This is a genomic window from Kitasatospora sp. NPDC090308 (assembly GCF_044769485.1).
GTDB lineage: Bacteria > Actinomycetota > Actinomycetes > Streptomycetales > Streptomycetaceae > Kitasatospora > Kitasatospora fiedleri.
Window position 1 is genome coordinate 160,905 of the sequence record NZ_JBIVXY010000012.1, and the last position, 14,829, is coordinate 175,733.

A 14,829-nucleotide genomic window follows, 5' to 3' on the forward strand; every position below is an offset into this window, starting at 1 on the left:
CGCTTCGTCTACCGTGACGTTGCACGCTCTGGTTCATCGCCGGCGCGGAGCTCCGCCTCCTCGCTCCTGCTTACTCAACCTGGGGCGCGGAGCAGGCGCCGGATTCCGCAACTGCTCAAGGCTTGGCAGCGACCGCCGGTGACGAGCGCCGTGGGCGTGGGCCCAGACTCCCCGTGCCTGGAGTTGGCTTGCCACGATTGCGGCGCCGATGCCCAACTCATCAGCCAAGTCCAACGCCTCCGTGGTAGTGGAGACTTGATTCAGGCGCGTCAGACCCGTCTCGCCGAAGAGTGTATCTAGAGCAAACTGCTGGGCTTCGCGTTCCTGCGTGATTGTCTCGTCGGATCCAGAGGCGACCTGGGGCTGGCCATCGGGAGTATCGGCGTCGTCCTGCTCAATGAACAGACCTTTACGCCCGTGCAGCAAGACATGTCCGAGCTCGTGGAACAACGTCACCCATAGAACGTCTTCCGTTTTACCCCGCAGACTGAGCTGGATCAGAGCAATCGGGCCGAGCCAACGGGTAGCGCCATAGGCACGGGCTCCGGGAACGTCAGGGACCAGGACGACCAGGACTCCCACCGCAGCCAGTTCCCGTCGTGCCACGGCCAGGGCCTCGGCGGGCGACCGCCTCGTCAGCCGGACCAGCTCAGGCAACAGCCGCCGAACGCCCGCAGAGCTGAAGGGACCGTGGGTCTCCTGGCGTGCGGCGAGCTCGCCCATACGCAGCCACGCGGCGAGCGCTCCTGGTAGGGCCTCGTAGGCGTAGGACTGCCGGAACGCCGCAGCAGGCTTGCGCCACACCTCTTGCCAAGCTGCGATGTTGGCCACTCCGAAGAACTCCAGCAGTTGGTGAACCCTGCTTGCCGTGTCCGCCGGATGCGCGGGAATCGCTCCTTCGGCAGCGAGCGCGGCTACTGGCAAGCTCGCCAGCCAGGGAGCCACCTCGGGATCCTCCGCTTGGGCCCGATCCTGCGCCAAGCGCATCTGCTGAGTGCGGTAGTCCGCCTCGAGGCGGTTCCACAACCGAGCAGGGATCCCCACGGCGAGCTCCAGACGTTGAGCGACCTCACCGCTGAGTGGCACCACGCCTTGCAAAACCTGGTTGATGTGCTTCGGTGTCAGTCCTGTCCGGGTGGCCAGTTCGGCCTGGGTCATCCCCAGCTCCTCCAGCCGCTCCCTGAGCGTTTCACCCGGTGGAACGGCGTAGTCAGGCTCCAAAGCGGCCACGAAGCCGTGGCGGGCAGGCCCGTTGCTGTGCGTCATCGTCGACACCTCCTCATCTTTTCCAGTCGCTGCTAGTGGTAGTCGACCACACCGTCGATCACGACGGCCTTGACCGAGCCCCAGTCAATTGGAGGTTCGATCACATCGCCATTGGCATCCAGAGGGCGCATGACCAGCCGGTACGGACCGTCCAGACTGACCGCGATCGACCCCTTGAAGTCGCCAGTCAGCTCGTGAGGACGCCCTCCCAGATCACGTAATTCAGCGAGCGTCTCGGCCACACGCAGATGCTGCAGCCGAAGTTGCAGGCGGCGAGCACGCACCGCCCCAAACGCCCGGACCATCGCCTTGTCCGAGGCGCAGGTGTCGCGCAGCCGCGCATCGGCGAAGTCCACCCTCATACCCATCAGAGTAGCTCATCCTTTACCGGATTGGTAAAGGATGAGCTCAGACACGGCAGCGGTAGATCGTGATCTTCTCTGTCGGTGGTCATGTGATGGCGGCTGCGGTGGTCTTGTTCCAGCGGCGGTGACAGGCCGCGGCGCGGTGTTGGTGGCGGCGTCGCCACTGTGACCGGTGCAGGACGTGGCCCAGGTCGCGGCGGGGCGTGGGCAGCGCGACGGCCCGCAGGAGGTTGAGGAGTTCGGGGCGGGTCAGCGGGATCAGGCCGGCCTCGGCCCCCGGGCTCGCGGGACGGGTGCGGGCGAGGGCGACGGCCAGCAGGGCGGCGGCGACCAGGCTGACCAGACTCCAACGCGTCCAGGAGTTCCAGCAGGTCACCTGGCCCTGGTCGAGGCCGGTGAGGGACTTGGCGGCGGCGAAGTCTTCCTCGATCCGCCACCTCGTGCAGACCACGGCCACCAGGTCGGCCAGGGCGACGGAGGTGGCGAAGTGGCAGCGGTAGAAAGACAGTTCGCGGATGTAGCGGTGGCGGCGGACCAGCAGAAGGCTGTGCCCGCCACCGTGGCCGGGTGGGGTGTCGTCCGGGTCGATACTGATCATTGCCCAGTCGTAGTGGCGGTCACCCTTGGTGCCGTGCCCGGTCCGCAGCCGCTGCCAGGCCTGGCGGGGTAGCCTGGCGAGCAGGGCGGTGGCCGGGAAACGCCCAGCCGGGGTGTCCACCCGGTGGGCGGCGGGGACGGCGATCGCGTAGCCGTAGCCCAACTGCCTTACTCTCTGGCGAAGTTCTCGTCCGCCGTAGACCTCGTCGGCCGTCACCCACCGGGCCTCAAGTCCCGCCTCGCGGGCGCGTTGGAGCATCGCGGCGGCCAGCTGGGGCTTGGTGGCGAAGGCCAGCTCGTCCGGGACACCGGTCAGCTCACGGCGTTCGTCATCCGCCGCCCAGTCCCTGGTCAGGTACAGGGCCCGGTCGATGAGCGCGTGTCCGGCCGGGGTGGCGTAGGTGAGGTGGACCGCGACCTGGCACAGGCCGATCCCGCCGAGCGCGCCGGAGTACTGGCGGGCGGCGGCGACCGCGTCCGTGGACGACTTCTCTTCCCCGGTCTCATCCATTACCAACACGGCGTTCTGGTGCGCGAGTTGGTCTGCCGTCCAGCGGGCGATGCGGTCCCGGGTAGCGTCGTGGTCCCACACCGCGCGGGCCAGGAAGTGCTGCAGGCGGTGCGGGCCCGGGTGACCGGCCGCTTCCGCGAGCGTCCAGCAGTTCGCCCGCTCCACGCCCATGAGCAGGGCCTCGGTCATCTCGGCGAAGGTCCGCCGCGTCTCCCGGCGCGGAAAGCACCCCGCCACCAGGCCCATCACCTCCCCGGAACCGTCCCGCCACACCTCGTGCGTTACCGTGGCCTGTACGGCCGCCGCGTTCTGATTCGTCGTCACAAACGATCACGATCGCGGCGGTCGTTCCCGTACCCGCAGCCACCCCCGCCGTACTGAACAGCGACGACGCGCCACAGATCACGATCTACAGCTGCCGTGTCAGAGCCGATGTCTCGCTGATGGGGTTGCCCAGAAACGACTCGACAGGGGCAGGACCGCTCACTCACAGCAACCGACAGGGCCCGCAGCCGGCTGATCAACACCTGACACGTCGATCAGACCAGGGCCGACACTAGAGAGATATGTGAGCGAGCAGCGCGTCCGGGACAGGCAGAGCATGTTCGCGCAGTCTGCCGGTGGTCGAACTGCCGACTGAGCACTCGTGAAGATCGCCTGCAGGCCCGTGCGGCGTGTCGAGCCATACGCGTTGCGTAAATCACAATCCGAGCAGCGCACCTGTGACTGTTCGGATAGGGATGCGTTCCTGCTCCAGGCGCAGGTGCGGCCTGTAGAAGCCCAGGCGTAGCTCACGGTTCAGCTCGGCTTCGTCCGAGGAGAGGTGAACTGGTGTCTCGACGCTCTGGGCCTTCTCCTCGCCCCAGTGTGCCCTGTGGGCGAGGAGGGTTTCGCGGTCCATGAGGAAGGACCGGGTGTGGGGGAAGTGGCGGCGGACCTGGCTGAGGATGGCGAAGCCGTGGGTGTCTATGTCGCCCCAGTAGCGGAGGTCGACGTTGGCGAGCCAGGGCAGGTAGCGCAGGAGGGCGGCGGCGTAGCCGGCGCCGAGGATGGCGATGGCGCTGGGGACGTCGGGCAAGGACAGGTAGGTGATTTCGTTTTCGAGGACGAAGACGGTGCGGACGCCCAGGGGCGGTGCGGTGAGCTCGTTCGCGCGGACGGTGATCTCGCTGAAGGGGCCTGGCTGGTTGCCGAGGTAGCGCAGGCGTACGTAAGGCGGCTTGGTGAGGAAGCCGTACCTGGCGGCGAAGTCGCTCTTCGGGACGCCGGCGTGGATGCGGTCGGCGGGCAGGGTGTGGTCGATGAGTTCGCCGAGGATGCCCTTGTTGGTCTCGATGAACTTGGTGTCGACGCCCGGGACGTCGACCTGTCGGAGGTAGATCGGGCCGGTGTCGTTGGTCCGAATCCAGTGCACGGTGTCGACGAGCTGCTGCCACTGGGCGTGGGCTTGGAGCGTCTTCATGGGGTGGGCGGTCATCCACCGGGCCAGGTCCGGGTCCAGCTGTGCGGTCCAGGTGTGGAGGTCGTGGAACAGGTCGACCTGTGTCCCGACGCCGAGGACGGCCCAGAGGTTTTCGCGGGTGTCGATCCAGACCCGCTCGGGGATGGTGTTCGAGGGGGTGTTGTTGCGGCCCCCGATGGTCTTCATCTGGATGCGCAGATGGGGATGCCGGCCGGGTGCCCAGGATTCCGCCCACTTCCGGGCCTGTTCGTAGTGCCGGGTGGCGTCGGCCGCTATGGGGCCCTTGAGCGGGATGCCGATGGGGTCGAAGGGAAGGTTCTGCGCCGCTGCGGTGAGGTAGAGCCCGCTGCTCCACCTACGGTGGAGCGTTGCGGCGACCTGGTCGGGGGAGGTCCACTGCTGCGGGGTCACGAGTGGGCCTCCGGCTGGGCGGCCTGGTGGAGCGCTGCCTTGTGCTCGCGGTACTCCTCGATGGTGAGGGTGGTCATCCGGGAGTGGATCTCGTCGGGCTTGTAGACGTAGCCGACGCGGCTGACGTGGGGTTCGATCACGTGGAGTTTCTGCAGCGGGGTGACGACGAGGAGTTGGAGTCCGAGCCGGTGGAACAGTCCGAGGCCGAAGTGTGCGGCGCCGTCGTCGCCGCGTCCGAAGGCTTCGTCGATGACGACGAAGCGGAACGTCTTGTCGTTCTTCGCCTCGGGGTTGATGCGGAACTGGTAGGCCAGGGAGGCGGCCAGGATGGTGTAGGCGAGCTTCTCCTTCTGACCGCCGGACTTACCGCTGGAGTCCGAGTAGACCTCATGTTCGGTGTCGTCGGCGCGGCTGCACTCGCTGGCGGAGAAGGTGAACCATCGGCGGACATCGGTGACGCGGGCGGTCCACTCTGCGTCCCTCTCGGCCTCACCGGAGCGGCCCTTGAACCGATCGATGAGGCGCTTGACCTGCAGGAACTTCTCCTCCGTGTAGGCGCCGTCAGTCTCGGTGGCGAGCGTGTCGGAGGTGCATTCGAGCAGCTTGCGGCGGAAGTCCCGGACCTCGACGTTGGCGGTGGGCACGTCGTTGAGGCGGACGTAGCGGCCCAGGGCGTAGTCGATCTCCTTCAGCGACTTGTTGATGACGCCGATGCGTTCCCGGATCTCCTGCTCCTGGGCGCGCAGGCGGGCCTGGAAGGAGGCGATGTCGCGGATGACGTTGGTGCGCAGGTACTTCTGGAACTTCGCCTCGAACCTGGGCAGGTCGTCGCTGACCAGCTGGTTGTGGAGCGCACGGTAGTTCCTGGCCGAGCCGAGGGTGTTGTCGAGGTCGGTCGCGTCCTGCGGATAGCTAGCGCGGAAGGACGTCATCTTGGCGGTGGCGTCGCTGGCGGCGCTCTGCAGGGCCCGCTGCTGGGTGTCAACGGTGCGGCTGAGCTTGGCGACGGCCTGGGTCTCCGCCGTCTGCAGCTGCTCCAGGTACCGCTCTCCCGTAGCTGTAGCCGGCAGGAAGGCCGCCAGGGCGTCGGTGTGGCCGGCCAGGGCGGCGAGGTCGGACTGTTCGAGGACCGCGGAGGTCGCGGCGAGCTGGGCCGTGACCTTGACTCGCTCGTGGCGGAGGCCGCCGAGCTCCTCGCCGCCGGTACGGACGGCAGCTCGGCCGCTCTCGATCTCGGTGTTCGTACGGGCGAGGTCCGCGGTGAGCTTGTCGAGGCCGACCTCGGCGACGAGGTCCTTCTTCTGCCGCTCGACCTGTTCCAGCTCGGCGACAGAGGCGTGCCAGTCGATGTCGCTGTAGGAGGAGACGGTTCCAAGGAGGGTCAGTGCCTCACCGACGCCGGCGCGCTTCTTCTGCTGCTTCGTGATCTCGCGGGTTCGCGCGGTGATGGTCGCACTGTCCTTGGTGAGCTTGGTCGCCTTGGCGAGGAGCGCGTCCAGCTTGGCCTGGTTGGTCCAGCCGAGCACCCAAGAGCTGCGGTCGTCGATGCGGGAGGCGTCGTTCTTCTCGTGTCGGCCGCCGCCGCCCTTGATCAGGCCTTGCTTCGTCACCGCAGGCCGGGCGGAGCGGGTGAAGGCGTCGAGGTCGGCCGCGCAGACGTAGTCGGCGCGGGTCTTCAGCTGTGCGGCGAGCCAGTCGTACGCCCAGGTGTCGTGCCGGAGTTCGAGCTTGCCCGTCAGCGCGTCCCGGTCCTGCGGCAGCTCTGCGGTCGGCACGTGGGCGGGCACCTTGTAGTAGACCAGGCGCAGTCCGAGGTGGCGTCCGTTCACCCACTCCGAGACCCGGGTGTAGTGGGCTTCAGGTACCAGGAGGGACAGTGCGAAGCCGCGCAGGACTCGTTCGGCCGCTCCGGCCCACACGGCTTCGTCGTCGCGGACCTGGATCAGCTCTCCCGCGAAGGGAAGTTCGTCGATGGAGACCTCGGTGGCGGCGGCGAGGTTCTGCCGCAGTTCAAGGAGCTTGGCGGGGATGCTGGAGCGCTGGCTCTGCAGGCTGGTGATCTCGTGCTGGACCTCGCCGGCCTCTTTGGTGTTGTTGTGGCGGTCGACGGCCAGGGCGTCGAGTTCGTCGCGTTCCTGTCGTTCGAGCTGCTCGGCGTGCGCGCGGGCCTCGGCGATCTGGTGGGCGCGTTCACGGAACGACACCTTGTCGCCGGCCGGTTCCAGGCCGGCCGTGCCGAGCCAGCCCGCGTAGTCGCCGGCTCGGCCGCGGCGCCGGTCACGCTCGCCGCTCACTTCCCCGATCCTGGCGTCCAGCCGGACGAGCTTCTCCCCGCCGGCGCCGTCGATCTGGCGCTGGAGGGTGTCGGCACTCTGGCGGAGCTGTTCGAGGTCCGCCTCGCGCTGTTCCTGCTGCGCGGCGAGGTCCTCGATGCACTGCTCCAGTTCGGTGCTGCGCCGGCCCAGAGCGTCATGGCGGTGCTGGGCGAAGAAGGCGGGGAGGACGTCGCGCCGTTGCTTGAGCATGTCGATGTCGCGCTGGATCTCGTCACACCTGTCGCACGCCTGCACGATCGGTCCGAGCGTGTTGATCATCGCCTTCGCCCGGACGACCTCGTCGTGGCTGGCGGTCAACGCGGTGAAGTGCGCGACGATCTTGGCGACCTCGGTCTTGGCGTCGAACGGTTCGAGCATCCGCTCGCGGACGAACTCGTCGAGGCTGCCGACGGCCTTCATCGACACCGTCTGGTGGAACAGGTCCAGCGCCTGGTCGCTGGGGATGCCGAGGCTGCGGCGCAGGGTCTTCGCGTAGGGCGGGTAGTTGTTGTGGATCGTCGCCTTGCTGCGCCGCAGTCGCTGGCGCAGGTCGTTGATGTCGCTGCCGAAGTCGGTGAAGTGCGCCTCGATGGACAGCGGGGCGTCGGCGGTGACGTAGAACCGGTCGGGCTGGCCTGTGTTGGCGTCAGGAACCCAGAACACCTGGGCGAGGGTGACGTGGATGCCGAGGGTGTAGTTGGTGAACACGCCCAGGATCACGCTGTGGGAGGAGGAGCCGCGCAGAGGGATGGGGCGGGTGCTGTTCGTCGCCTCGACCCGCTCGGTCTTGTAGTGACCGAGCACGTACGAGCGCAGGTTCCGCTCCTTCGCGTCGGCACCCGCGGCCTTGTTGTAGGCGATCTTGTTGGCCGGCAGCAGCAGGGTGGTCATCGCGTCCACCAGTGTGGATTTGCCGGAGCCGACTCCGCCGGTCAGCAGAGCGCTGCGGCCGTCGATCCCGAAGCTCCAGATGGTCCGGTGGAAGGTGCCCCAGTTGAGCACCTCCAGGCGGGACAGGCGGAAGCCAGGGCCGACGCCGAGAGTGCCGTCGGTGGGCCCTGTCTGCTGGGGGATGAGGGCGGCTGCCGGGGCGGTGGTGGTGCTCATTCGTCGCCCTCCGGCGTGATGGTGTCGCGGTAGGTGGAAAGCAGGTCGTTGTAGGCGCTGAGGACCTGGGCGTCGACGAGGGCCTTGATGTGGCGCCGCACCTCGTACAGGCCGGGCTGCTTGGTCTGGCGCAGGGCGTTCAGGTCGCACAGCTTCTTGATGTTGCTGTCGATCTGGTCGATCAGCTTCGCCTCGTTGCTGCGCGGCGGCAGGAAGCCGCGGACCATGTCGACGAGGTCGTCGCGGGACAGCAGCAGGCGGGTGTCGCCGGAGGTCGCGTCGCTCTCCGCGAGGCGCCCGCGCAGGAGAACCAGCATCAGGCTGACCCCGAAGGAGAGACGGTGGCGCGTCACCAGCCTCGGCACGGTGACGCCGTCGTCGCGTGTCTCCGGGTCGAGCTGCCGGGTGTAGGCGTAGCCCTCCGCGAGGTCGAGCACGACGTCCAGGCCGATCACCCGGAGGTAGTCGCCGATCGCTGTCTGGTGCGCGGTGATCTGTTCCCAGACCGCCGGCGCGTCGTTCTTGTACAGCACGCCCGCCTTCAGCAGGTGCACGATGGGCACCGACAGGATGTCGCTCACGCCTGTTCCACCTCTCCGGCGGCCGGGCCGCCCTCGTTGCGCACGAAGGTCACCTTCGGCACCGTCGCCGCGGTGCGTTCCGGCGAGTCGACGCGCTCGTACACCAACTCGTGGCTGTGCTCAGGGTCGATCACCACGTCAAGCCCGGGCCGCTGCAACTGGAAGTAGGTCAGCAGCTCTGCGAGCCCCAGCGTCAGCGGGAAGCGGTTGAGGACGGTCTCCAGGCTCGTCTGACCGCTCGGGCTCTCCGCGAGCAGCGCCAGTACCTGTCCGGCCAGCGCCTCGTCGTCCACGTGCAGGCCGGCGAACAGCTCCGAGACGTCCACGTCCGCCTCGTCGGTCGCTTCGTCCACCGCGCTGTCCAGTTCGGCGCGCTCGGGCGGCATGTACAGGCGCCGCTCCATCGGCAGAGCCAGGTTCACCTCGGGCACTTCCAGCTCGATTCCCGGGAGCTCGCGCCGGCCGTCCAGCGCGGTGATGTGCCGCTGGATGGAGCGCGCCAGTGCCAGGACCCGGCGGTCCTCCTCCCGCCCCCGGTCAGCGAGGAACCGGCGCAGCTGCTCGGTCAGCTGCCGCACCGTGTCCTGGGTGCTCTCGGCCGCATAGAGCCACGCCCGCGGGATCTTGAGGAGGTTCTTGTTGGCCTTGCCGTCGAGCTGCGGCAGCTGGTTCACCTCTTCCAGGAGCTCCAGCAGCTCCTCCTGGCGTCGGGGCGAGAGGAGGTAGTCGAAGAACGCCTGGAAGCTCTGGCCCTGGTCCGACTCGGCGATCATCTCGCGGTCCATGAGGAAGGCGGCCAGTAGCTCGCCCTTGCCACCCTCGGCACTCGCCACGTCCTGACGGAAGCGCCGGTCCAGCTCCCGAAGGTTCCCCTCCACCTCCCGGAAATCCCGCAGCAGATCGATCGCCATGCCCTCCACCTGCTGGTAGCGGTCGAGTAGGGCCACCGGCGTCAGGACCTCGAGCTCACCCGCCCGCAGTCGCGCGATCTGCGCATCGATCTCATCCCGTTCACGGCTGAGTTCGTCGATGCGGGCCAGCGGATCCGTCTCCGTACCGAAGGCCATCTGCCGCAGCAGGTCGATGATGGTTCCGAGGCGGGACTCGGTACCTATGAACGAACGCGCAGGCAGGGCTCGAACCCAGGCGACGGCCTTCTCCAGAGCGCTGGTCGCGTCGAAGTGCGGCTCGTCCTCACCAGGCGGGTAGTACTTGCGCAACCAGCCCTTGTTGGTCCACTCCGTCAAGTACTCAGACGCAGCCCGCGGGTACGACCCGAGCGCCCGCTCGTTGAGGTCGTACAGCTGGTCGTCCAGACGCGAGATCAGGACACCCTCGGGCACCCCCCGCTCGTTCTCGTCGACGAAGACCGTGCCACAGAACGTCAGAACCAGCGGAGCGCTGTCGGCACGCAGCAACTGCCACGCCGGGTGATTGACCAGGCCACTTACATCGTCGAAGTCCACGCATCCCTACCAGCGCCAGAACGGTTCAGCACCACGCCGAATCGAACCCGGCTGGCTGCGCCCACCGTAAAGCCAGGCACTGACAAAAGCGGATAATCAGACATATTTTCGAATCTGCTGCGGCTGGTCGACGCTCCGAGACCAGGGCCACAGCGCGGCAGCGGATCAGGCGTCACGACCCAGCCCCCTGCAGAAAAAGTCACCCAGAGCGACAGATGATCAAGAACGTCTCGACCTCTGCGGGGGCAGCTGCACCCCGCGCCGTTCATGATCAATGCCAGTGCGGGCAAGTTTCGGGCAAGTTCAAGAGCATCGTCACGCAGAGTGCCGATCCGTTGCTATCAAAGGATTGACAAATGCGCAGGTCAAAGGCCATTTTGCGAGAGACCGACACCGTCACACTCACTCACTGCGACCAAAAATCCGCGCACCTGGCATGCATTGGTTTGACGGACAAATCGGGCGCTCATTCCATGGTCAACGGAACGCAAAAACCCCAGGTCAGAGGCTATGACCTGGGGTTTCCTTGAGCCGCCTATGGGATTCGAACCCATGACCTACGCATTACGAGCCCGAGAGTGATCATGATGGCTGGCATCGGGATCGACTACTTCGTGACGAAGCTGCAGGTCAAGGTATTGGTCTGTGATCTGCGATCTCGCTCGCACCAGCCCGTGTTATGTGGTCCGCTCACGCACCGCTCACGCAAAAACATCCTCTGCGATCGTGCCGCATGAGGCCAGCCCATCGCCGGTCTACCACCGAAAGCTGGGCCGCAAGCATCACCTGATCTCCGGCGGCAACGGCACCCGGCTCAAGGTCGTCGTAACTGGCAGGACCGTCCCCGACGTCACCGGGGCCCTCACTCTGGTCGTCGCTGTCCTATCCGTCGGCGGCCAGCTGGGCCAACCACGCGAGCGGCCAAAGTGCCCTCACGGAGCCAAGGGGTACGCCAGCTGGCGTGTGAGGCGCAATTCAGCCCACCGGACCCTGGCCATCGTCTCCCGACGCGGCAACCTCGACATCTGCGGCCTCGACGAGCTTCGCTACGTCATCAAGCAGACCTTCGCCCTCCTCCATCGGTTCAAACGCCTAGTCACCCACTGGGAACTCCGCCTCGACGCCCCGACGAGGCACTCATCTCGCTCGCGCGCCCTCATCAACTGGAGACTCAACAAGTCTGCAGCGTGATCGTGTTATGAATTCTCATCCTGCCGCGAGTTTCGCCGTTTCGCATTGCGGAGCGTTGCCGATGTCTTAGTAAAGATCGATGGCGAGCACCCCATCAGAGAGGCCAATAATAAGCTTCCCATCAGCCGACGTGAGAGCGAGAGCCATATTCTGAACCGGAATCTCCAAAACGATAGTGAGCAATTCTCCATCGAGTAGGCGAACAGTGCGATCCTGACTCGCGACCGCAATAACACTGCGACCCCGATATTCCGCAGAGCAGATGGCCGAAATGTCATGTCCAACGTCATATTCGCGGAGCATGTCGCCGGATCTAGAATTCCAAGTCCTCACTGCACTAAAGGAGGCACTAACGATGACGTCATCACTTCCAGGTATCTGCATGCCGACCAACCGCCGTGCGCCGCCCGGCATGAGTCTGCGCAACTTTGGTTGCCAGATATCACTTAGATCCCAAAGTCGGATATCGGCACTGCTTGCACTCACCAGAGCGGCAGCTCCCTGAGAAATTGCCGAACACACTGCCGTGATGTCATTCTCATGAGCATCGAGGTGGACAATGACATACCCAGACAAGGCGTCAATTATGAGAATTTTCCCCTTCCCGCCAATGGCGATCGCCGACCTCTCTCCAATTGAAAATGAGCACATTACCGGCAATCCGCGATAATCGCAAATATAGTTTCTCCAAGCCCATCCGCGTACTGGATCCCAGATTTGGAGTGTTCGATTGAAGTGCAGCGTGGCCAGGGCAACTTCATCGTTAACTTTGACTGGACATGCAGTTCGAGCGGGGCTCGATTCATCTTGGTGGGCGTTCAACGCAACACCACTAGAAGAATCCCATACCGTAATCCCCGCTGAGGCGAGGCCAGCGATTACTGATTTACCGCCGGCACTCACCGTGTGCACTTCGTAGATTTCCTCCGCGTACTCAGTTGACTGGTCGCTTGGGGTCGCCGCAAGCGGATCCCAGAGGCTAATTGTGTTATTTATCGCGAGCGCAACAAGGGACTTTCCGTTGATGTCCACCTGGCACATCGAACGTACCTGCGGGCCTGCTTTCCACTGCCTCGCAGAGATGTTCATTGTTACGGGATCGTATATAATTACATCCCCGTGGGTAGCTGCCGCAAGAAGGCGTCGAGATCCGATGTCGATTGGGCATAGCGCATAAATCACCTCTTGAGCGGCCTGGGCTACCATAATGGAACCCCCTGTTGCGAGGTCCCAAATCTTTAGCGGTGCATCATCGGTGAAGCTTCCAATGATTGTCTCGCCGATTCCACTTGCCGCAAGGAAGTCGCCGCTAGGATCGCTTATGTAACACATATCCGTCAGCCTTCCGGCGTATCCACGGAAGGAATAAACAGTGCGGTTATGCAAAAGATCCCAGATCAAAATATTGCGAGACCCTGCAATCGCCAACCAAGTGCGTTCTTCACTCTCAATGAAGAGTATAGAGTGGACGAAACCATCTGTCGGCTCAATGATCATTGTCGCAATTTCTGCTCGCGGATCCCAGATCTGTACCGTTTCGTAGCGGGCGCTGGCGATGAAGTCTAGGCCGTCAATCCTCACGGAGCAGACTGCGGTGGGTGCGCCGTTCTGGGCCTGCCAGATATTACGCCTTTCCGAAGTGCTCGGATTCCAGATACAAATAGACTCATTACTAGCGGCCACGATCGACGGTGCTCCGTCGATGTTCATAGTACAGACGGACGCGACTCCGCTGGAATGCTCGGCCAGGGTTTCAATATTTTCCGCAGTGACAGGATCCCACAACCTAATAGTTCGATCATCGCTTACGCTGACGAGGAATGACCCACTACCTTCGAATTTGCAGATATCGCGTACTCGTCCCGCATGTCCCTCCAGAACAACGTCTTCGGCGCGAGGCGCAACCGCAGCCCATGCGGCTCGATAAGGTGTCTCTCTCGCCATTCGGCTATAGACAGATCCGAGCTTTTCCTGTGCCTCGGTGACGCTGAGTCGGGCAACGCGGACCGCAGCATCGGTACCGATTATCTTTGAAGTCTTTCGAAGTAGGCGGGCCCGTTGGCGTCCTAGAGGAGTGACTGCAGCGTCCGCAGCTGCGATGAGCCGGCGCAGATCTGCATAAAGCAGATAGTCGGCATCAGAAAGCAGGTCATCAATAACGTGGCCAGCGGCCGCATGCCGAGGCAATGACCGAAGGATGTATTCCGGCGCGTTCTCCCATCCGGCCGACCGCCCGATCGCTACGAAGCTCCTCGATATCGAAGACTCATATTGAATTCGAACCTCTTGGGAATCCCGATTTCGCAGAGCATCATTCAGGGCTTGATGAAATAGCCTAAAAGTAGACTTCCCTGAATCTCCGAGGTTTTCTTCGACAAGGAAATTTGCCGCCGAGGAATGGGTGAAAGCGCGAATACTCTCCCTGCTTGGGGCGCTCCCTGATACGGCAATGATTGCATCTCGCCAGAGATCTAGTGTGAACCCTGGGGGATCCGCGTATGCGAGTACAGTAAGTGCCAAAATTACGTCGACTTCTCCATCATTTGGGAGGAGCTCCAAATAGCTGCGGAGTGCTTCGTCTACCGTTTTCGGGAAGTCCACTTCTTTCGGCATGACGGGATTTAGGTCATGTAGTCCGTGAGTTCGTGCAGCGAGTCCAGCGACTAGGAAGTTTCGGCCGGAAAGCTCTGCGATCCTCCGTGCTACTGGCTCTGCGGACCTTGTATCTGCGTATGGACTGTCATTTCTTTCGTCGCCAGATAGCTGCAAGGATGCCAAAGCATATGCTGTCAGGTCATCAGCCTTGAAAAACCTCGACTCGTCAAGGTCGATCACTCGCGCTGCAGGCTCAAAGCTCGTAAGGATACTTCCAGAGTTATCTTGCCTGCGTGTGCCAACTATTACCCGTACACCGAGATCGGCACAGCTCTCGACCAGTGGCCGAATGATCTGCTTTACGATTGCCCGAACTTCTTTGGGCGAGGCGGCCTCATCGAGCGCATCGATGACAACATTAAATTCCGACCTGCCGATATCTTGAAGTGCGGTGCGGACAGATGCTGCCAAATCGATCGCGCTGTCTGGCATTTTTGATGATGCGGCGCGCGCAATCTCTCGCGCTACCTCAATTGCCGTCTTCCCTTTCGCATGAACTGCGCACGATATGGTGCCAATTGGTGCACGCAACGCAGTATCATCTGGCGGAAGGGATTCGGCAATGGATCTATCAGCAGTCGTAACGATGCGCCCGAGTACCGCCGACTTGCCAACGCCGGGGGATCCGGTAATCACTAGAGCTTGGCGGCGCGGATCTTTTCCAGTAATCCAGGAGATGATCTCCTTTAGTGATGCTTCTCGGCCTCGGAATCGAAATCCGCGCTCGGCATCGATACTCACCCCCCTGGCTCGGGGCTGCCAGTGCCTGACTCCTTCAGGGTCAGTATCTAGCTGCCAGCCCCAGGCCGCCATTGCGCCTTCTCCAGCGGCCTCTGCGGACCAATCTGCAAGTTGGCTCAGGCCAGCTCCTGGGATTAGCCTGTCGACCTGCCATAGAGATA

9 protein-coding genes are annotated in these 14,829 nt (G+C 63.9%); 1 reads left to right on the forward strand and 8 read right to left on the reverse strand.

Going from position 1 to position 14,829, the window contains the following annotated elements:
- Positions 1-33: 33 nt before the first annotated feature.
- From ACIQVD_RS25245 to ACIQVD_RS25275, 7 genes are all read right to left on the reverse strand, one after another.
- On the reverse strand, positions 34-1,266 hold the full coding sequence (locus tag ACIQVD_RS25245) for a helix-turn-helix domain-containing protein (protein ID WP_402291775.1): 1,233 nt from the start codon (positions 1,264-1,266) through the stop codon (positions 34-36).
- A gap of 32 nt (positions 1,267-1,298) precedes the next feature.
- Complete coding sequence (locus ACIQVD_RS25250) at positions 1,299-1,628, reverse strand: hypothetical protein (RefSeq protein ID WP_402291776.1); 330 nt, start codon at positions 1,626-1,628, stop codon at positions 1,299-1,301.
- An 88-nt stretch (positions 1,629-1,716) separates the two neighbouring features.
- Complete coding sequence (locus ACIQVD_RS25255) at positions 1,717-3,063, reverse strand: IS701 family transposase (RefSeq protein WP_402291777.1); 1,347 nt, start codon at positions 3,061-3,063, stop codon at positions 1,717-1,719.
- Positions 3,064-3,439: 376 nt separating this feature from the next.
- A complete protein-coding gene (locus ACIQVD_RS25260) occupies positions 3,440-4,612 on the reverse strand; it encodes a Wadjet anti-phage system protein JetD domain-containing protein (protein ID WP_402291778.1) in 1,173 nt (390 codons plus the stop codon).
- Positions 4,609-8,034 carry an ATP-binding protein gene (locus ACIQVD_RS25265; protein WP_402291779.1) on the reverse strand — a complete coding sequence of 1,142 codons (3,426 nt, stop codon included), beginning with the start codon at positions 8,032-8,034 and terminating at the stop codon, positions 4,609-4,611. The genes ACIQVD_RS25260 and ACIQVD_RS25265 overlap by 4 nt, the downstream gene beginning before the upstream one ends.
- Positions 8,031-8,615, reverse strand: a complete 585-nt coding sequence (locus tag ACIQVD_RS25270) for a DUF4194 domain-containing protein (protein WP_402291780.1) — start codon at positions 8,613-8,615, stop codon at positions 8,031-8,033. Before ACIQVD_RS25270 ends, ACIQVD_RS25265 begins: the two co-directional genes overlap by 4 nt.
- Entirely contained in the window at positions 8,612-10,081 is a 1,470-nt protein-coding gene (locus ACIQVD_RS25275; protein WP_402291781.1) for a DUF3375 domain-containing protein, read from the reverse strand. The genes ACIQVD_RS25270 and ACIQVD_RS25275 overlap by 4 nt, the downstream gene beginning before the upstream one ends.
- Positions 10,082-10,807: 726 nt before the next feature.
- Between ACIQVD_RS25275 and ACIQVD_RS25280 the strand changes: the two genes are divergently transcribed.
- Complete coding sequence (locus ACIQVD_RS25280) at positions 10,808-11,272, forward strand: hypothetical protein (RefSeq protein WP_402291782.1); 465 nt, start codon at positions 10,808-10,810, stop codon at positions 11,270-11,272.
- Between the two features lie 66 nt (positions 11,273-11,338).
- Here ACIQVD_RS25280 and ACIQVD_RS25285 read toward each other — a convergent pair whose 3' ends face one another.
- Positions 11,339-14,359 (reverse strand): WD40 repeat domain-containing protein, encoded by a 3,021-nt coding sequence (locus tag ACIQVD_RS25285; protein WP_402291812.1) that lies wholly within the window; start codon positions 14,357-14,359, stop codon positions 11,339-11,341.
- Positions 14,360-14,829: the final 470 nt, after the last annotated feature.